This window comes from Shewanella gelidimarina, assembly GCF_023283945.1.
GTDB classification, from domain to species: domain Bacteria; phylum Pseudomonadota; class Gammaproteobacteria; order Enterobacterales; family Shewanellaceae; genus Shewanella; species Shewanella gelidimarina.
In genome coordinates, this window is the sequence record NZ_JAKIKW010000025.1 from 49,265 (window position 1) to 69,888 (window position 20,624).

Sequence of the window (20,624 nt, forward strand, 5' to 3'; positions counted from 1 at the left end):
TTAGGGGCTGTTGGCTTCGTTCAACAGAAAAAGCGGGAAGATAATCAACAATCTCCCCGCCATCAATCTCTGAGCTTTAATGCCCTTTAAGCAGTTCACTGCACGATTTGTTTAACAGCTGACGACAGCTCCAAAGTCCAAGTAAAGCAACCACCAAACCACCACACAATGGCGCTATCCCCCACCAAGGCCAATGCATATAAACGTTGAGTTCAAACACCTGAGTTTTCAATAAGTACAAGGTAAACTCAGCAACGATAACCGCCAACACTCCCGCAATCGTCCCTAGTAGCGCAAATTCAAGTCCTGTGGCAGCTCTAAGTAACCAACCAGATGCTCCAAATGTCCTTAGTACCGCAAGTTCACGTTGTCTGGTTGCCATTCCAGCTTCAGTCTGGGCTATCATCACCAGCGCGCTTGCAAGTAACACCAATACCAGCACTAAGGTCAGTGATAAAGAAACTTGATCAATGATTTCGCGTAACTGCTTCACCATTGCGCCAACATCGATAATCGACACTGTTGGAAACTGCTTTATCAAGGATAAAATAACGCCGCGCTGTGACTCTTCTAAGTGAAAGCTCGACATGGAGGTATAGGCAAACGGCGCCAATGCTTCTTTTGTGAAGATCATAAAGAAGTTTGGCTGCAATGTTTCCCAATGCACAGCTCGAATACTCGCCACTTTCACCGTCAAAGATTGATTATCAATGGTGTAAGTTAACCTGTCACCCAAGGCTAATTCCAAACGTTCAGCAACACCGGATTCAACAGAGACATCAAAAATATCCTGATTAAAGCGACCAGAAAGAATTTCATTATTGTCTGGCATGCTGTCACGGAAGGTGAGATTCAACTCCCGCGAGATCCCAACCCGTCCCTCACCACCCGCTTTCTTCTGCTCAGAAGAGATCAGTACCTCGTCATTAATCGCGGTTAAACGTCCTCTGATCACAGGGTAAATAACCGGCGGTACTTTTACATGGGGTTTTAAGAAATCTGCAATAGTGGCTGTTTCTTCTGGCGCAATATTGACCAAAAAGTAATTGGGCGCATTTTCGGGTAACTGCTTTTGCCACTCGTTTAGTAGATCTTGTCTCAATGCAAAAATGGTTAACAATAAAACCAATGCGCTACTGAACCCGACTAACTGCACTGCATTTTGCCGTGCTCGTCTGCGAAGCCCCGCCAATGCTAACTGCAATGGGTTAGTGGTTTTCATACCAACACTATGACCCAAGCGGATCATAAAGAAGCCTAAAACACTCAGTAAAGTGCCTAACAATAATACTGCGGCAACTACCGTTAACGTTAATGGCAGACTCTGTGAGTACAAGTAACCCAACAATGCCATTGCACTTAAGCTTAATAAGAGGTGCAGCCACATCCCTAATTGCAAACCTTCAAGCTGGCGCTGCAACACTCTCAATGGCGGAATAGACAATAATCGCATTAGAGGATATGCCGAAAACATAAAGGCACTGATAAAACCGGTACCGATCCCGAGCAGTAATGGTCTGCTCATCGGCGGATTGTATGCGGCTATCTCTACTGGTAAAAATGCTGTGATCGTGCGATCAAGCCCAACGCCACCGATTAAGCCAAGAACAACACCCACAACAGTCACTAGCAGTAGATGGGTGCCAAATAAAATTCTTATTTGCTTTGCTGAAGCGCCAAATGTCTTCAACATGGCCACCACGTCATAGTGGCGCTGACAATATCGTTGCGCCGCAATACCAATGGCCGCACAAGCAAGCGCGATACCGAGTAAGCTTGCGAGTAATAAAAAGCGCTCAGCACGTTTAACGGCACTGGCAATTGGCGAGTCACCGGACTGAACATCAACCCAGCGCTGACTGGTATTGAGTAGCGGTTTAGCTTGCACCTCAAATGCTTCTAGCTTTGCAGCATCTCCTGCAAATTGGTAAAGGTATGTCACGCGACTACCCGGCTGGATAACTTGTGTTTTAGCCACATCTTCAATCCGCATCAACACCACAGGAGAAGATGCAAAAGGGTTAAATCCTGCATCGGGTAGGCGGATAATCTCATTGGATAAGTTAAAATTAGCATTACCAATTTCAATCTGTTGCGGGTACCCAAGTAAACCGCCTAATCGAGTTTCAAACCAAATATCGTCTGCGCTCGGCAGCCCTTGAGCTATCCCAGTGCTGAGTTCAATATTGCCCTTGAGTGGATAGCCTTTTTCAACAGCTCTTACCGTCACCAGTTGGAATTCATCCCCAGCATATACCATGGAGTTAAACTGCATGCTGGTCACACGAGCAAGGCCTATCTTGTCAGCGATAGCTAAAACCGCGGGATCTATCTCTTTGGGTGAGTTAATAATCCTGTCAGCAGCAATAAATTTTGAAGCTTGCCCGTTAATCGCGAGCTGCAATCGTTCACTGACAGAAGCTAACCCGGTTACCGATAGCACCGCTAGGGTGATAGCGAGAATAATCAGCAGCAGTTGTCCTTGAGACAATTCTCGCTTAAACAGCCTCCATGCAAGTTTTAGCTCCATGAACTTGCCTCTTCATTCACAGCAATCTTTGCCGTTTCTAGTTCAGTATCTTCTGCTTGCTTATCCGTTGTTTTTTCGCTTATCTTTTCGCTTAAGTTGCCTGAATCCATAATGAACTGTCGCTGACATCGGCTAGCCAAAATCATATCGTGAGTCACCAGCACCAGTGTGGTGTCACTCTCACGGTTGAGTTCAAACAACATGTCAGCGATTTTATCGCTGTTGGCTGAATCCAAGTTCCCCGTTGGCTCATCGGCAAACAATACTTTTGGCTCACAGATAAATGCACGGGCGATTGCCACACGCTGCTGCTCACCGCCAGATAGCTGATTAGGGAAATGATTAAGTCTGTGGCTCAATCCAACACGTTCTAACATCGCCTGAGACTTTTCTTTGGCATTAGCAATCCCGGCCAACTCTGCCGGTAACATTACGTTTTCCAGCGCGTTTAAGGTATCGACCAACATAAAGGACTGGAAGATAAAACTCACTTTCTGCTTACGAAGTGCCGCTTTAGATTCTTCATTTAACGTTTCAAGTGCCACGCCATCAAGTAGAATGGATCCTTGGCTAGGAGAATCCAGCGCGGCAAGTAAACCAAGCAAGGTTGACTTACCGGAACCCGACGGCCCAAGTATCGCAACACTCTCCCCCTGCTTGACATCCATATTAATGCCGTTGAGGATAGTCAACTCTCCCTCTTGAGTATTAACCGATTTAATTAGGTGGCTTACTGTTATGGCGCTATTTTCAGACATAAAACCCTTCTTTAACCTTAAAAACCGACTATGTGGTTTTGTCATATTATTTATATTCAGCAGTTTTCCACTGAGTGCTGCCCCTATATTAATCCTAGGTGACAGCCTAAGTGCAAGCTATGGTATGCCAGAAAATGAAGGATGGGTGCATCTATTACGAACAAATATGCCTCAACATACCATCATTAACGGCTCTGTAAGTGGTGAAACTTCAGCTGGCGGATTGCGTAGACTGCCCGCCCTGCTTGAATCTGCAAGCCCTGACGTTATTTTAATTGAGCTAGGTGGCAATGACGGACTGCGTGGTTTTCCTCCTAAACAATTGAAAGATAATCTTACAAAAATCATAGAACTTGCAAAGACAAAACAGATAAAAGTGCTGTTAAGCGAGATAATGGTGCCGCCTAACTACGGTCCCCGCTATGCATCACAAATTAGCAATGTCTATAAAGAACTCGCAGCAGAGCACGAAATCACCCTGATGCCATTCTTTATGGAATCCATTGTCATAGACAGTACGTTGATGCAAAGAGATGGGATCCATCCAAATGCAAAAGCACAGCCACAAATTGCTGAATTTATGCTGCCTTGGATCCAACAAGCACTTTAAAAAAGTGCTAAAAACAAACATAGTTCTTGAAGCTTGCTTGCCAACTTTGTAGATTATTAAGCTATTAGACCAAAAATTAGTAATCGATTGAATTTCAGGACAAGTAAGCTTCAGGGAGAAGGTAATGATAACAAGATGTAGCTACTGCATATTAATTGCAGGCAGCGTTACTGTCGGCTGTTTTAGTCCCTCGATTTTAGCCGCAGAGACAGTCACTCACTTAACGCCGGCTCGAATCACACCTGAACAAATATTTCCGCCTGAAGACAGTAAATATGATTGGCTACAACTCACCTCATTGGAGTTACTCAAAGGCGAAATCGTTAACCTTTACGACGACAAACTCGAATTCGATAGTGATGAGCTCGACAGCGTATTTATCGATTGGGAAGATGTGAAAGTGCTGCAAAGTCGTCATATTATGAGTATCGGCTTTACTGATCTCAGCACTAAAACGGGTCGACTACTCGTCAAAGATGGCAAGTCCTATATCAATGGTGAGGAGTTTGATAGTCACCAAATAATGACGATTATCGCGGGAGAGCAAACCGAAGCTAACTATTGGTCGAGTAAAATTACCTTAGGGGCAAACTTTCGAAAAGGTAACACTGACCAGATAGACTACAGTGCACTCGCCAAGACGAAGCGACGCACGACAGAATCACGATTCAATCTCGACTACATCGGCAACTACTCAGAAACAGATGGTGAAAACCGCATAAATAACCACCGAATTAACAGTAACTTTGACAGGTTCATCTCCAAACAATTTTATCTTAGACCGGTATTCGGTGAAATCTATATTGACCCATTTTTGAACATAGATTATCGAGTGACGCTGGGTTCTGGTCTTGGTTACAACATCATTGATAATGCGAAAACAGAGTGGAGTGTCAGTGGTGGCCCCGCTTATACCTATACTCGATTTGATACTGTCGAAATGAATAAAAATAAAGGTGATGGCAGCGCAGCATTGGTTATTGAAAGCTTATACGATACTGAAATTACAGGAGACATAGATTTTAACGCGCTATATCGCTTGCAGTACGGGAATGAAACCTCTGGTGGTTATACCCACCATGCGATTGCGACGTTAGAGATTGAGCTAACCGATATGTTTGATCTTGACCTGTCATTCGTTTGGGACAGAACCAACAACCCTCAACCCGATTCAAACGGGCTAACACCTGAACCAAATGATTATCAGTTTATTATTGGTTTTGGTATCGATATCTAGTCTAAAAATATCGATATCACAGCTTAATAGGGAGACCGATCATGTAGGGCAACAGCTTTGCCCTCTTATCAGGGTAATAGTCTAGATGACGAGTACAAATGAGTGGTTAGATTGATAATTTAGATAGGAGCCACCTCTAAACCAAGATATATCCAATGACATCGTTATCCACGGCAAAGGTTTAACTCCAGTCCCTTTCAAAAGATCAACAACCTCACCTTTATTGCGCTGTGATCAATATACGACCCTGTCAAACATTACTGGCTAACGTATTGTTTATATGAAAATTAACCAGATACTGCACGGTAAAGTATTTCAAATAAAAATCAAGCTGAACAAAAATAATACACTCGTTTGAATTTCAACCTCTTCACTTTCCTTTTCAATAACTAACAACAACCATCGTGTTTAACAGTCTGCATCAATTTATTTGATAACAAGATGTTGCAAACTTGTTGTCCTGATTTCACATTGCTTATCTGGTACGTCAGTGCAATCTAGAGCGCGCATAATAAAAATAAATTTGGAGACGCTATGCTCAACAAGAAACCTTCTTGGCTAATGCCAACATTAATCGCTACCGCAGTTGCAATAAGCTTGGGGGCTTGTTCTTCTGACGATGACGACACTACAACAAAAATAGAGACGCCGCCCGTTGTCACCCCTGCACCAGAAGAGACTACGTTCCCTGAAGGCGCGATAATGATTGAAGACGGTGAAAACCTAACCTTGCGTATACAAGAAGCATTGATTGATGCTCAAAGTAACGATGTCATCGTCCTGCCTAAAGGCACATTTGAAATTGAATCAACGTTATTATTTGATGGTGATGTCGACGGCGATGGTAGCTATGCTAAAAATATAACCATCATGGGTTACGGTCAGGATGAAACCATTCTTGATTTCTCAAAGGCGAACTCTGGCGATGGTATATTCGTCCAGAATGCGGTCAATATTATCATTCAAGATCTGTCAGTGAATGAAGCTAAAAATAACGGTATCAAACTAAAAAATACAAACGGTATTATCTTGCGTCGCCTCGCAACGGTTTGGGAAGGCGAGCTTGATGAGGATAACGGTGCATACGGTCTCTACCCTGTAGAATGTGAAAACATTCTTATTGAAGACACCTACGTACGTGGCAGTGCCGACGCAGGTATTTATGTCGGTCAATCACAATACATCGTTGTTAGGCGTAACATTGCAAAGGAAAACGTGGCAGGTATTGAGATAGAAAACTCAAAATATGCTGATGTTTATGACAACGAAGCCATGGGTAATACTGGCGGTATTCTTGTTTTCGACCTCCCAATTAACAACCATCGCTATGGCTCAAGTGTCAGAATTTTCAACAACAAAGTCTACGATAACAATACTAAAAACTTTGCCAATGCTTCGGCAAATCCTGCAGGAGTTCATATTGTGCCCCCCGGCACAGGTATGATTATTCTGTCGACTGATGACGTTGAGATTTTTAACAATGAAATAACCAATCACGACACCATGGGCGTGGCAATCACCAGTTTCTTTATTGCTGAACCTGACATTAGCGCATTTGTAGCTAACTATGGTCAACCAGGACAACCGATTGAAGATGGGTGGCGCCCAACTCCGCGTAACATTTATCTGCATGATAACGTGATCACTGGATATGGCCAGAAACCCAACGGCTACTTGATTGATGACATTATTAAGGGATACCTATTTACCCATGGCGCTTTCCCAGGCGTACTCTATGACGGTTTGGGTGAAACGCTATCGAACAATGGCACAGCGGCTTACCTTGGACTGCAAGAGACCCCCTTTGCTGCCGATGGCAGCGACAATGTTTGCGCTAGCAACAATGGCGATGTTTCCTTTGGTCGCTTGTATGCCAATGAAAATACCGATATTGCAAGTCCTGAAATCTTATATGAAAAAACGCAAGACCAGTTATTGAACTGTGCTCAGGTAAGTTTACCCGTTCATACTGTGACCTTTGGTGATCAGATCTTCGGTTGTGGCGTTGATGATGATACCGAGGGCTGTGATGGTGGTAACCTTATTGGTGGCGGCGGTACTATTGGTGAAGGTGAAGGCGGCCTAGTTGGTAATGGAGATCTAAGCCTTTGTAAAGCCGAAGGCGCTAACGCTTCTTGGGATGCATTGCTAAAAGCCAACTGCCCTAGCCTCTCTGACTACAACTTGTTTGCCGATGCAAAAAATCCGGCTAACGCACCTAATTCTGGTGGCTTACCTTATGACTTAAATACACCGTTATTTACTGATTACTCAAGTAAATATCGTTACGTATTTGTACCAGAGGGCAAAAAAGCCGATTTTTCAGCTATGGAATCAATGGACTTCCCTGTCGGGACCGTCTTAGTGAAAACATTTGCACTCCCAGCAGATACCAGTAAGCGCGGCATAACGAATGAAGATTTAGTTGAAACGCGATTATTAATCCATCGTGAAAGTGGCTGGACTGCGCTGCCTTATGTGTGGAACGCTGAAAAAGCAGATGCTGTACTCGCTAAAGCGGGCGCAATTCAAGCTAAAAAGGTGATCCATAACGGCGACACAATGAACTTTGATTATGTCGTGCCGAGTATGAACCAGTGTAAACAGTGTCACCAATTTAAGCCTGATGCTGATAGCCCTGCAAAGTTTGTCCCTATCGGGCCAAAGGCACGCCAACTTAACAAAGATTATGCCTACAGTGATGGCAGCATGAATCAGCTGTTAAAGTGGCAAGCAGCAGGCATTTTACAAGGTGTTCCAGAGGTCGCCACGATAGACACAGTGCCAGCCTACAATGATGGTGATGAAACAAACGTGAGCAGCCTTAGCGATGCCGCACTGATGAAAACAGCCAAAGGTTATTTGGACATCAACTGTGCTCATTGTCATCGCCCTGAAGGTAATGCATCTAATACAGGACTAAAACTCGAGTATTGGAGAGATTACGCTGAAGATGCTGGTTATTCACATGGTACATGTAAGTCACCAGTTGCGTATGGTGGTGGCTCTCTTGGCTATGACGTTGTTCCGGGAAGCCCAGAAGAATCTATTCTACACTTCCGTATGGACACGAATAACCCAGGTGACAGAATGCCAGAGATTGGTCGCAGCCTCTCACACGCTGAAGGTGTTGCATTAATCAACGAATGGATTAAGCGCCTACCGAGTGCATCTTGCTCAAAGTAAGTTAAGTGAATAAAAAGGCCGGGAATATCCCGGCCTTTTTCTAACTACAACACTCCAATACCAAAACTTAACACTCAATAACCCATTACTATGTAGGTGACTTATGCATAATCTAGTTATCCTCAGTTTTATCTTACTTCTTAGCGCCTGTGGCGGTGAAAGTGACTCAACAGAACTCGCAAGTGAAGTCGCACCAATCATCCCTACAGAACCCAACACAGATCCAGCCCCATCGCTGTCAGCATGTGACGCCACAACAAGTGAAGTAAATTGGGATGCTTTAATGACTGAAGATTGTCAGCAGTTGTCGCAGTATGGGTTATTTATAGACTCCAGTATTCCGACATCCGAGCCTATTGCACCGGGGATCGCCTATCAGCTCTCAACACAGTTATTCTCTAACTATGCCAGTAAACACCGCTTCATTTTTGTTCCTCAAGGGGAAAAATTAGCCTATCACCCAAACGATACCTTTGAGATGCCAATAGGCACTGTTTTAGTCAAAACGTTCTCGTTACCCTTCGATACACAAGTTCTTGGCGCGAATAATGAAGTACTAATTGAAACTCGGTTACTTATTCATAGAGAAGCTGGCTGGACCACCCTGCCCTATATTTGGCAAAATAACGAGGCTACGCTACAACAAGCAGGCATGGATATTCCCCACAGTTTAAACCATCAAGGCAGCCAAGAAGCCTTCGATTACCATGTACCCAGTCGCGCCGAATGTAAGATATGTCATCAATCTACGTTTGCCAGTGACGATCAATCCGTGCGTATTCGCCCCATCGGAATTAAAGCGCATCTGCTCAATCGCAATGTTAATCATCAAGGACAAACCACCAATCAATTACAACTCTGGCAGCAACTCAATATACTCACTGGAGTACCCGAGCTTACTGAAATAGGTAAAACGGCTGACATCCTTGACCAAAGCGCTTCACTCACAGCTCGGGCGAAAGGTTATTTGGATATCAACTGTGCTCATTGTCATAACCCCGACGGCTTTGCCAGTATTTCAGGGCTGCGTCTTGGTTTTTATGTCGACCATACCAGTTATCAATATGGTATCTGCAAACAACCACCTGGCTGGGATGGCGGGGCAAAAGGATTATCTTACGACATCATTCCAAGTGATGGTGAGCACTCAATCTTGGTATATCGCCAACAGCTCAATCAGCCCAAGGATAGAATGCCACCGATAGGAAGAGCGATTGCCCACACTGAAGCCGTAACGGTAATTAAAGACTGGATTGACGCTATGGCACCAGAACTTGGCAGTTGCCATCAATAAACATCAGTAAACATCGGTGAGGTATTCAAAGCGAATGCCTCATACATATAGGTCGTGTCATTTCCCACACTGAAGCCGTAACCGTAATTAAAGACTGGATTGATGCTATGGCACCAGAACTTGGCAGTTGCCATCAGTAAACATCGATGAGGTTTCAAAGCGAATGCCTCACGCTAATAATTCGAGCGATTGCGCACACTGAAGCCGTAACCGTCATTAAAGACTGGATTGATGCTATGGCACCAGAGCTTGGCAGTTGCCATCAATAAATATCAGTAAACATCGGTGAGGTATTCAAAGCGAATGCCTCATACATATAGGTCGTGTCATTTCCCACACTGAAGCCGTAACCGTCATTAAAGACTGGATTGATGCTATGCCACCAGAGCTTGGCAGTTGCCATCAATAAATGTCGATGAAGTACTCAAAGCAATTGAAAAGGTTTTGTGAGGTTAAAACTCAGTTTAACCTTTATGTAAACGTAAGAAATGGCCTGGAGGATGTCCTATCCAATGCTTAAAACTCTGCCTGAAATGGCTTACATCACCAAAGCCCATTAAGTCTGAGATTGCTTCAATAGAGTGATCACTGCTTAGAATTAGATTAATCGCCATTTGGCATCTTACTTGATCAATTAGCTTTTGGTAGTGAGTACCAGCAGCCGAAAGTCGGCGCCTCAATGTACGAGTACTGATCTTTTGCGTTAACGCCATGGCCTCCATACTCGGTAATTCAGGAGCGCTATCTCTTAGTACATCAAGAACCTCTGTAATATAAGACTGCCCGCTTTCTATAACTGGACTTAATGCTATATCTGTAAATTCAAAGGTTATCGGTAAGCTCAAATATTTGTGTTCTATCGACCATTCAAAAAACTCCCCATCAAATTGGATGCCAGCCCCCGTTCGAGCAGCTAAGAATGGCGTTTTTCGTTTGGGTTCAGCTAAGATAATGTCTTTGGCTTGAACTGTTTCACCCGTCAACTCTTCTGCAAAAGTTATAAGTGAACCAATACTGTGCTGAAACTGACAACTGTATTTATCTGTCTCTAGCTTATTAGTATTAAGCCATCTGACTTTCAAAACACCCTCTTCATTCCTAAGGAATATATCAGAAAAGCTACCCACCAATTCGGGATGGGCGATAACAAAGGCTAGGCATTCACCTAAGGTATTAAATTTGGCTAAATAATCGAGTAAAAAGCCCAAATCAGCTAATTTATAGTCACTAGCAGCCTTAACTCCAACTTCGGCATCCGTACTCACATTACGCAAGTATGTCATTGCATAATCAACTTGCCATACATAGACAAATTGACTGTGTGCCAACTCTGTTTCTCCTACGCCAATATCGTTGCACAATTGCGCTGCAACTGAGGAGCCAAAGTGTTTTTTTAAGTAATGGAGTAAATTCCTTAATTCATAGGCTGGGTAAGATTGATCGCCAACCATAAGATGAGGTTTATAACTGCAGATTTGATGCATTTCACTCGACTAAATAATGACTGGTTAGTCATATTGTTAGCGGATCTAAATACGAATTCATAGCTTTAAGATTAAATTAACGAAAAAAACCTGCATCAGCAGGTTTTTAATCAACTTACTATCAGCATAAGCTACTTAAGCGGCTGATTCTTCTCTGCTAATCTATTAAAAATTGCGTTAAACGATAGAGAAGCGCCATGCGCTATTTTATCTGAAAGCTTTTTCTTAAGCTGGTAAGTCACTTTAACCACAGTGCGCTCATTGGCCAGCTTCATAATCACATCGTCGCTGGTAGCCACTTCATCGATTAAGCCAAGTTCAATGGCTTGCTGACCATACCAATGCTCACCCGTCGCCACTTTGGCAATATCAAGATCAGGACGATACTTAGAGATAAACTCTTTAAACAGCACATGCGTCTCTTCAAGCTCTTGTTGAAACTTCTCGCGACCTTCATCGGTATTCTCACCAAAGATGGTCAGCGTGCGTTTAAAGTTGCCTGCAGTATGCTGCTCGTAATCAATATCATGCTTTTTAAGCAGACGATTAAAGTTAGGCACCTGCGCAACAACCCCAATAGAACCGACGATAGCGAAAGGCGCAGCGTAAACCTTATTGGCCACACAAGCCATCATATAGCCGCCACTAGCAGCCACTTTATCGACACAAATAGACAATGGGATTTGAGCTTGTCTCAAACGATCAAGCTGGCTTGAAGCAAGGCCATACCCATGAACCATACCGCCGCCACTTTCAACATTAACGATAACCTCATCACCTTTGTCAGCAATGGTTATAATCGCGCTAATTTCTTCACGCAATGATGCCACTTCACTCGCATCGATACTGCCTTTAAAATCGATAACATAAACCTTGGGGTCTATCTCTGGCTCTTTATTATTTTTTTGTGCTTTTTCTTTAGCTTTTTCGTCTGCTTTTATCTGCTTCTCATAAGCCTTAAATGCTTTTTTAGACAACAACTCTTCTTTAAGATCATGCTTCAACGATTTTAAGTCATCGCTGATGTTAGTGATTTTAAGCTCACCTTTATCGGTTTTGTGCTTAATAGTTGATGCCAATACCACGATCACAACGGCCAGAATCGATACTACAATCGTTACTGCTTTTGCAAAAAACAACCCATACTCGTACAGAAATTCCAAAATATTCTCCAGCCCAATCGATTTTTAACTTCGTTAATTACGGCTATTCTAACAGCCTATTTAATAATAAAAAATGCCCATAAAAAAACCCAGCATAAGCTGGGCTTTTATTCGATTAAAAATCAATCTACTTTATATACAAGGTTGCACAACAGCCGCTGCAGCATCAGGGCCGACAGCCAAACCTAGATAAATAGTTGGGCTAGTGGCGTCTGGTAATCCTGCGCTATATGAGAAGAAAGCTGCTTCAGTTTGCATCTCAACAGTTGCCACATCTTCTAAGCCATCAGTAACGCCTTCAACAGGTGACGGAGAGATAATTGAACTGTGATGTCCTTTAGAAAACCTCACAACACCTGAGCCTACTGTTGTTGTATCGACACATGCAAGGCCAAGATTTTCAATTAATGGCTCAGTACCAGATACTGGATATCCAGGAACACGGTTTGGCAATACTTGATCCGGCAGGCTATTTGCACCGTCCCCTACAATTTCAATTAAGTGAATAGGTAGACCTGTCGCCTTCAGCATCGCAGCGTGGTTGATAGGATCTGCACTATCGACAGCCGTTTGTACAGCAAAAGCAAAAGTCGGCAGAAATGCGTCATATACCGCTTTAACCAAAGCATCGTACTCAGGCGTGCCAGGCTCGTAACCAGGGCCTTTATTCGCTTCTTCAACTAGTGCCATGAAAGTTTCAGATTGAATAATGTTGTCAAACAGCATTGGACCAAAGGTGGCAGACCCGATAAAAGTACCTGCAAATCCTCCTGTGGGCGCAACTAACGATGCAGCATTTAGCTTATACACATAGCTTAAATCAGCACCTGTTGGATGCGTTAATCCAGTACTTGCATAAGTAGCAAAGTCAGTACCCACGATTGCGCCAAGGCTCAATCCTTGTGCACTGATCTGATTATTATCAAATACCTGACCCATCCCATATTCTGCTAGCTTACCGGCATAACCAGTAAGTGCGGCTCGCAGTGCTAAATGGTCTAATGTCGCCTGGCGAAAGTTATCACGTACTGTCAGGGTACTTGCTATGTTAATAAATACTAATGGGTTACCGTTTATAAACGCATCAGGTTTACCGACTACATTACCAAAACTTGGATCTGTTGCAGAGACTTCATAAGTACCATCACCATTAGCATCATAAGAGCGTGCACCATGTAAAGGCATATCAATAGCAACAGTGGCAACACCTAACTCACCATAAGTACCTGCATAGGCAAATGCCATCTCCTTACCACCACCTAAACCATGCATTGCAATAGTGGTAGGCCAACCTGTAGCGGGTGCTGGTGCAAAATTAGGTACCGTCATCTGCACAGGAACAACTTCATAGTTCTTGATCTGTGGGATAGGGTTAAACTTGGTTAAATGTCGTGCTTTATCTGCTGCAGTGCCATCATCTAATAGCCATGACTTACCTGCCAGTTGAGCGGGGTCGCTCAATGCGGCAACCGGATCTTCAATGCCATTTGCAATCGCTTGTGCAAAATAGCTTTCTTGGCTCAGTGTGCCCGCTTGCAGCGCTGACAATACTGAAACAGGGCTATCGTAAGCTGCTGTCCACCAGCCATTGATTGCAATATTGCCTTCAGCATCAAAACAGTTTGTTGATGAGCATTCACTGTATACCGGTAATTTTAGTGAAGCATTCCAGACATTGACTTTACTCGCACCTCCATAGGCTGGGTGCTCTGGCGGCATCATCAAAACCTGCGCCAAGGTATAACCACTGTCAGTTGGTGGCATCACAAATTCCGGCATGTAACCAGGTTGGCCCGCTATCAGTAGCTTGGAAACCTCATAAACGTCTGCAACAGATTGCGTGGTAAACAGTCCAGAATAACTTACTGATTCAGCATCTGGGCCGCCCGCGGCAGCCATACCTTTTTCGTAGCTATTAACAGCAGCTTGCAATAACAGCTGTGAGGGTGTTTCAAGCGGCTTAGTCTCAATATCGAGCTTTAGCAGTGTATAAGTCGACGACGATGCAATTGCACGTCCAGCCGAATCTTGTATTAGATTAGTGGTCGCGTAAATATATGACTGTTTGGCTTTAAGTGGCTTAAGCGGCACGATGACAATTTGATTACCCGATGCCGTCGATACAAAGTCGACACCAAATTGTAATTCTGCACCGATTTTACAGGCTGAAATATTTGGAGCACTTTTACATTCAGGGTCAGAAGAAAGTGAACCACCCACTGTTGCTTCAAACACTCTCACTGCACCTGGCTGTTCAACCGATGTTTTACTCAAGGTCAATACAGTGCCATCACTGTCCGTCGCTGGTGCAACTTTAATAGAAATTGGTGCTGTGGTAGACCATCCATCTAATGCACCCAAGGCTATGCTTGGATCGGTATAATCACCGTTTGCTTCACTCGGCTTGGTTGGATCAGCGTTTTGTGGGATATTAATGGTACCGTCAGTGGTACCACTAAAAAGGATATCGTTAGGTAACGGTAACTCAGAGTTACCTGGATCGAAAACGATTACAGACTGAGGGACCAGTGGTTCCGTTTTATCTACTAATTCGTTGTAACTGTCTTCACTACAGCCAGTGAGACCTAATGCAGATGCGATTGCGACACCCAAAAAGAGCTTTTTCATCTTTTTTCCCCAAATCTTGTTGTAATAATTTTGTTTTCACTTGGAAATTGGTCACAATAGCCAGCAAAGTATGACCAATAGGGCTTATTGTTAGCCCTTAACTCAACTCAAGTTAACGCAAAAGTATTGACTTAGCTACATTTTTGTCACAAACGGTTAGCGAATAGCTGAGTAAAAATTAATCGTTTGTTTTAAACGGCTGTTTATCATATCAGCGACTCTAGAAGTGACGGGCGTTTGAGCTCAGAGGAAGTATTAACTCATGTTGGAATATCAAGCTGCAAAAGATTTACTTAATGGTAAAGTTATATTAGTAACAGGTGCTGGTGACGGCATAGGAAAAACAGCAGCACTGACTTACGCGCAGCACGGCGCCACTGTCATTCTATTGGGTAAAACGGTAAAAAAACTAGAAGCCGTATATGACCAAATTGAACAAGCAGGCTATCCAAAACCGGCCATTGTTCCGCTCGATTTGAAAGGAGCCACGGAGAAAAACTATGTCGATATGGCTGAAACTATCGAAGAGCAATTTGGTTGTTTAGATGGGTTATTACACAATGCCAGCATGTTAGGTGTGTTAGGTCCGTTTGAACACATCAGCATGAGTTCAGTGGAAGAAGTGTTCAAAGTGAATGTGATTGCTGAGATTATGTTAACAAAAGCCCTACTGCCAGTCATGCGTAAATCAGCAAGCGCATCGCTAATCTTCACTTCAAGCAGTGTTGGTCGCCAAGCCCGCTCATTTTGGGGAGAGTATGCAATGTCAAAATTTGCAACCGAGGGCATGATGCAAGCAATCGCTCATGAATACGAAGGCAGTAACATTCGTAGCAACAGTATTAACCCAGGTGCCACTCGCACCGGTATGCGGGCAAATGCTTATCCTGCTGAAAATCCACAATCGCTTAAAAAGCCAGAAGAGATAATGCCAACTTACCTGTATTTGATGGGCAAGGACTCAGCCGACATTAACGGTCAGCAGCTGAATGCACAGTAATCGCTGAGCGCTAAACCAAGAATAAGACCAAAAAAAAGGCCGCTAAATAGCGGCCTTTTTAATCCCAATCGTACTCGTTATTTAAGTACGACTGCGGGTAGGTTTATTCGGTGTCGCCGTCACTTTGTGCTTTCGCACTGCACGACGGATCTTAGCACCACGTACTTTAGCACGCGCAACACTGTGTTTATCTGTACCGAGCAAGCTACGAGTTTCATCTTGCATACCCGCAGTTTTACGTAAGTAGTTAACGTCTTCCATCGCTAACTCAATCCAACCGCCACGCGGCAGAGATTTAGGTAACTCAATCATGCCATAGCGAATTCGAATAAGTCTGCTGACCTGAACCTCTTGAGATTCCCATAAGCGACGCACTTCGCGGTTACGGCCTTCAGCTAAGCTGACATGCCACCACTTGTTCATTCCTTCGCCGCCAGCGGCTTTGACTTTGTCAAAGCTCGCAGGACCATCTTCCAAAGTGACACCCATGCGTAAACGCTGGATACAAGCATCGTTAACTTCACCAAATGTGCGCACCGCGTATTCACGCTCAACTTCATTTGAAGGGTGCATAAGGCGGTTAGCTAATTCACCGTCAGAGGTAAATAGTAATAAACCAGAGGTGTTAATATCCAAACGTCCAACCGCAACCCAGCGTGAGTCGCGAGTTTTTGGTAAACGATCGAACACCGTAGGGCGACCTTCAGGGTCTTTACGGCTACATATTTCACCTTCTGGCTTGTGATAAGCAATCACGCGGCAAATCACATCTTCTTCAGATCTGATTGAAATAGCACGGCCATCAATGCGCACTTTAGCATCAGATTCAATGCGATCACCTAGGGTTGCTATTTCACCGTCAATACTAACTCGGCCTGCAGCAATCCATACCTCCATCTCACGACGGGAGCCATGGCCTGCTCGGGCCAAGACTTTCTGCAATTTTTCACTCATTAGTAGACTCTTCTGTTTTTTCGGCAACACTTTTCACAGTCGAGAAAAGTGCGTCCAATGATTCGGGATCTGACAACGACGGAAGTTCCGTGATGCTGTCCAAACCGAAGTATGATAGAAACTCTATTGTCGTAGCATAAAGCGCTGGTCTTCCCGGCACCTCTTTATGGCCCACGACTTTAATCCAATTTCTATCGTTTAAACTCTTAATTATATGGCTGCTAATCGCAACGCCTCGAACAAACTCAATATCACCACGGGTAACAGGTTGTCGATAGGCAATAACGGCCAATGTTTCAATTGTTGCACGAGAATATTTAGGGGCTTTCTCTTGCCATAGAGGCTGCAAATAAGGACTCAGTTCTACAAGAGTTTGAAATCGATACCCTCCTGCGACTTTGACTAACTGCACGCCTCGTCCTTCGTAATCAAGCTGCAGTGCATCAATTGAAGCCTGTACCTTTGCTCTAGAAACACTGAACTCAGAAAGTACGGTTTCTTTAAGCGCTTTAATCGTCATCGGCTTCGCCAACACGAAAAGACTCGCTTCAATTAACTGCTTTAGCTGCTCTGGATTAATCTGTGACAACGAAGTAGATCCTTAGTACGCTCTAACATGTATAGTCGAAAATGGTTCAGCTTGTACCAGTTCAACCAACAACTCTTTCACCAGTTCCATTAACGCCAAAAAGCTCACAACAACCCCACTCCGGCCTTCTTCAAAATCGAATAAAGCTTCGAAAGGCAGGTAGGTATGTGCGTTTAACTTTGCCAAAATTTGAGTCATACGTTCTCGAGTGGATAACACTTCTCGAACAACATGGTGGTTTTCAGTCGCTTCAATACGCTTGAGCACTGATGTAAACGCACGTGCAACTTCGGTGAGTGACACTTCAGGTGGTAATAACTCAGGTTTAATATTGGCAGCTGGGACCGCTTTAGCTTGAAATACGTCGCGCTCCATTCTCGGAAGAACGTCTAACTTTTCTTGCGCGTCTTTTATCACTTCATACGCTTTTAATTGGCGTATTAGCTGGGCACGAGGATCTTCTTCATCCTCAAACTCAACGTCAGGCTTTGGCAGTAAAAGTCGAGATTTAATCTCGGCTAATGTCGCCGCCATAACCAAATAATCTGCCGCTAATTCGACTTTGGCACCTTGTAGCAGATCCACATACTCTAAATATTGCTGCGTTACCGCAAATATGGGTAAATCAACCACATCGAGCTTTTGCTTACGAATAAGGTACAGTAAGAGATCCAGCGGTCCTTCAAAGGACTCAAGAAACACTTCAAGGGCTTCAGGTGGAATAAATAGGTCCTTTGGCATCACCTTTAAAGGCTTACCTCGCACCTTGGCTAAAGGCAATTTTTGTACAATTCCCTCCATCCGTAACACCCACTCTTTCGCAAACGCGCGATTATACCCGTAAACAACGATGGTTTAAAGCAATACTCGCCTTACATCACCGTTGAATACAACTTAAAGGAATGGAGTCACATCTCCAGCGCCTTCACGTATAATTTCAATGTCACCTTCTGACATATCAATCACCGTCGTCGGTTTTTCGCCTAAGTACCCACCATGAATAATCAAGTCAACCTGATGCTCAAGAATGTCGCGAATATGCTCAGGGTCTGACTCGGTAAACTCTTCGCCCGGTAATATCAAACTTGTAGACATCAAAGGCGCATCGAGAGCTTCTAACAACGCCAACGCAATGACATTGTCAGGCACACGAATACCAATCGTTTTCTTCTTTGGATTCTGAAGACGTTTAGGCACTTCTTTTGACGCTTTAAAGATAAATGTATACGGCCCAGGCGTATTATGTTTTAACACCCGATAGGCTTGGTTATCAACGCGAGCATAGGTTGCAAGCTCAGACTGATCACGACACATTAATGAAAAATTATGGTCGTTGTCTATCTGCCTAATGCGCGCAATTCGGCTCATTGCGTCTTTATCACCTAATAAGCAACCCAGCGCGTAGCCAGAATCTGTTGGGTAGACAATGACGCCACCCTTTTGAATCACGTTCACAGCTTGGCTGATTAGGCGTACTTGAGGATTTTCCTCATGCACATAAAAAAACTGACTCATGGTGCATCCTTCCATTTTTCTGACTGCCAAACCCAACTAACACCTTGGGGTTGGAACATATTTTTACCCAGCTCTATCCAACTTCCTGGAAAATGAAAATCACTTCCTAGTGAGCACATCAGGTTATTGAGTACACTTAAGGCAATTAAGTTACTGCGGTCATCGATAGTCTGTTGGCCCAATACCACTTCAATTGCATCGCCGTTCGCGGCTTTAAATTCTCGCACTAATCGCTTTAGCCATTTAGCTGATAATTTATAACCACTGGGGTGGGCTAAAACGGCAACGCCGCCCGCCTGATGAATAATGGCAATCGCACTGGCCATATCATCCCAATTATTAGGCGCGTAACCTGTTTTGCCTCGAGCCAAGTACTTTTTAAATACATTCGCGGTCGTCGTGGCATACCCTTTTTCAGCTAACCAACGAGCATAATGCCCGCGACTAATCGCAGCATCACCCGCATAGAACTTAGCACCTTCATAAGCACCTTCTATGCCTGCTTTAGTAAGCCTGTCTCCAATCTCAAATGCTCGAGCAGCTCTTAGTTCGCGTTGGTGTGCTAAAAACTCAATCATGACTGCATTCTCAATATCAATATTGAGTGCCACAATGTGAATATCGAAACTATTCCAACACGTTGAAATCTCGACACCATTGATTAACTCCAATGGCGTTTCATGATTGTTGTTGTATTGGTGTGCTTCTTTTAAGCCATCTGTAGTGTCATGATCAGTAATAGCAAACACTTGCACGCCTTTACTGATAGCACGCTCTATTAATTCTGAAGGGGTAAGTTGACCATCTGATGCCGTCGTATGACTGTGCAGATCAACCAATTTTATTTCATTAATATTTTCATCTTTCATCCCCATATAATACTTGAGTTTACAAATGAAAGGGGATTTAAATAACTAAAATGTAATCAATTTGGTTATTCCAGCGAGTCAGCTGGTTTAGAAGCACAACTCTGCCTTGTTAGACATGATGCCTAATTCGCAAAGCACTCCACATTAACGACCACAAGATGGCACTGATACCACGCTGGTGATGGCTATGCCTTTTACTGAGCCATACAATGGTTTTAGGATCACGACGATAGCCATTAATTGGTTGATCGATTGAGTGTATTGAATGGTACTAAAGATACGGATCATAAATGGATTGAAGTTAACCGAGTCATACACTTAATCCACACTGATTGATTTTCAATGCTGATCACTTAACCCCAGCATAAGGCTAACCGCGACATCAATGATGATATTGAAGCATTTACCCCGCATATTGCTATAACAGCCTATTGGTAGCGATATGGCTTAGCCGGCGCATGATAATGACGCTGGGCTAGCATGGGTTTTAGCCCTTCGCTTAGCTGTCACATTGGTACACAGCTTATTAAGTTGGTGACAATCCCTTTACAAAACCACTAGAACCACACCCGTTTAGCCTTCAACTGCGCTTTATCCCCACCTTTTCAATATCTTTTCTCAAAAAGAGGAATATTCAATTGACAGCCTTCGTCTGCAAATGTTTTTATATAGTCACGACAACAAACGAGATTGAATATTTAATGACACAGTTTACAACTTTCCAAAATATTAGTTGGTGGTGGCACTTCCCAAATTAGCGGGTGGTGTGAAATTCTGTGCTCAATCAGTTTGAGACAAAATTAAACA

General features: G+C 43.7%; 16 protein-coding genes. 5 read left to right on the forward strand and 11 right to left on the reverse strand.

What is annotated here, in order from left to right; all coding sequences use genetic code 11:
• Window positions 1-76 precede the first annotated feature (76 nt).
• Both L2729_RS18085 and L2729_RS18090 read right to left on the reverse strand, forming a co-directional pair.
• On the reverse strand, window positions 77-2,530 hold the full coding sequence (locus L2729_RS18085; protein WP_248989511.1) for an ABC transporter permease: 2,454 nt from the start codon (window positions 2,528-2,530) through the stop codon (window positions 77-79).
• Complete coding sequence (locus L2729_RS18090; RefSeq protein ID WP_248989512.1) at window positions 2,521-3,288, reverse strand: ABC transporter ATP-binding protein; 768 nt, start codon at window positions 3,286-3,288, stop codon at window positions 2,521-2,523. The genes L2729_RS18085 and L2729_RS18090 overlap by 10 nt, the downstream gene beginning before the upstream one ends.
• On the opposite strand from L2729_RS18090, the gene L2729_RS18095 reads away from it, so the two are divergent.
• The 4 genes from L2729_RS18095 to L2729_RS18110 all read left to right on the forward strand — a co-directional run bounded on the left by L2729_RS18095 (window position 3,269) and on the right by L2729_RS18110 (window position 9,615).
• A complete protein-coding gene (locus tag L2729_RS18095; RefSeq protein WP_102039235.1) occupies window positions 3,269-3,898 on the forward strand; it encodes an arylesterase in 630 nt (209 codons plus the stop codon). The genes L2729_RS18090 and L2729_RS18095 overlap by 20 nt on opposite strands.
• A gap of 124 nt (window positions 3,899-4,022) precedes the next feature.
• A complete protein-coding gene (locus tag L2729_RS18100) occupies window positions 4,023-5,135 on the forward strand; it encodes a DUF481 domain-containing protein (RefSeq protein WP_248989513.1) in 1,113 nt (370 codons plus the stop codon).
• A 534-nt stretch (window positions 5,136-5,669) separates the two neighbouring features.
• Window positions 5,670-8,321 (forward strand): parallel beta-helix domain-containing protein, encoded by a 2,652-nt coding sequence (locus tag L2729_RS18105; protein ID WP_248989514.1) that lies wholly within the window; start codon window positions 5,670-5,672, stop codon window positions 8,319-8,321.
• Window positions 8,322-8,424: 103 nt separating this feature from the next.
• Window positions 8,425-9,615, forward strand: coding sequence for an SO2930 family diheme c-type cytochrome (locus L2729_RS18110; protein WP_248989515.1), 1,191 nt, complete (start codon window positions 8,425-8,427; stop codon window positions 9,613-9,615).
• 464 nt (window positions 9,616-10,079) lie between these two features.
• Here the strand turns inward: L2729_RS18110 and L2729_RS18115 are convergent, their stop codons facing one another.
• The 3 genes from L2729_RS18115 to L2729_RS18125 all read right to left on the reverse strand — a co-directional run bounded on the left by L2729_RS18115 (window position 10,080) and on the right by L2729_RS18125 (window position 14,890).
• Window positions 10,080-11,099 carry a helix-turn-helix domain-containing protein gene (locus L2729_RS18115; protein WP_248989516.1) on the reverse strand — a complete coding sequence of 340 codons (1,020 nt, stop codon included), beginning with the start codon at window positions 11,097-11,099 and terminating at the stop codon, window positions 10,080-10,082.
• A 131-nt stretch (window positions 11,100-11,230) separates the two neighbouring features.
• Window positions 11,231-12,262, reverse strand: a complete 1,032-nt coding sequence (sohB, locus tag L2729_RS18120) for a protease SohB (protein ID WP_248989517.1) — start codon at window positions 12,260-12,262, stop codon at window positions 11,231-11,233.
• A 132-nt stretch (window positions 12,263-12,394) separates the two neighbouring features.
• The gene (locus L2729_RS18125) at window positions 12,395-14,890 is read right to left on the reverse strand and encodes a VolA/Pla-1 family phospholipase (RefSeq protein WP_248989518.1); all 2,496 of its coding nucleotides are present in this window, start codon (window positions 14,888-14,890) and stop codon (window positions 12,395-12,397) included.
• A gap of 262 nt (window positions 14,891-15,152) precedes the next feature.
• Between L2729_RS18125 and L2729_RS18130 the strand changes: the two genes are divergently transcribed.
• A complete protein-coding gene (locus L2729_RS18130; RefSeq protein ID WP_248989519.1) occupies window positions 15,153-15,890 on the forward strand; it encodes a YciK family oxidoreductase in 738 nt (245 codons plus the stop codon).
• 81 nt (window positions 15,891-15,971) lie between these two features.
• Here L2729_RS18130 and rluB read toward each other — a convergent pair whose 3' ends face one another.
• The 6 genes from rluB to L2729_RS18160 form a co-directional block, all read right to left on the reverse strand.
• On the reverse strand, window positions 15,972-16,844 hold the full coding sequence (gene rluB / locus L2729_RS18135; RefSeq protein WP_101092111.1) for a 23S rRNA pseudouridine(2605) synthase RluB: 873 nt from the start codon (window positions 16,842-16,844) through the stop codon (window positions 15,972-15,974).
• The gene (scpB, locus tag L2729_RS18140) at window positions 16,837-17,433 is read right to left on the reverse strand and encodes an SMC-Scp complex subunit ScpB (protein WP_101092110.1); all 597 of its coding nucleotides are present in this window, start codon (window positions 17,431-17,433) and stop codon (window positions 16,837-16,839) included. The genes rluB and scpB overlap by 8 nt, the downstream gene beginning before the upstream one ends.
• A gap of 12 nt (window positions 17,434-17,445) precedes the next feature.
• Window positions 17,446-18,234, reverse strand: coding sequence for a segregation and condensation protein A (locus L2729_RS18145; protein ID WP_248989520.1), 789 nt, complete (start codon window positions 18,232-18,234; stop codon window positions 17,446-17,448).
• 93 nt (window positions 18,235-18,327) lie between these two features.
• Entirely contained in the window at window positions 18,328-18,948 is a 621-nt protein-coding gene (locus L2729_RS18150; protein ID WP_248989521.1) for an L-threonylcarbamoyladenylate synthase, read from the reverse strand.
• The gene (gene rnm / locus L2729_RS18155) at window positions 18,945-19,823 is read right to left on the reverse strand and encodes an RNase RNM (RefSeq protein ID WP_428848263.1); all 879 of its coding nucleotides are present in this window, start codon (window positions 19,821-19,823) and stop codon (window positions 18,945-18,947) included. Before rnm ends, L2729_RS18150 begins: the two co-directional genes overlap by 4 nt.
• A gap of 138 nt (window positions 19,824-19,961) precedes the next feature.
• Window positions 19,962-20,135 carry a hypothetical protein gene (locus L2729_RS18160; protein ID WP_248989523.1) on the reverse strand — a complete coding sequence of 58 codons (174 nt, stop codon included), beginning with the start codon at window positions 20,133-20,135 and terminating at the stop codon, window positions 19,962-19,964.
• Window positions 20,136-20,624 lie beyond the last annotated feature (489 nt).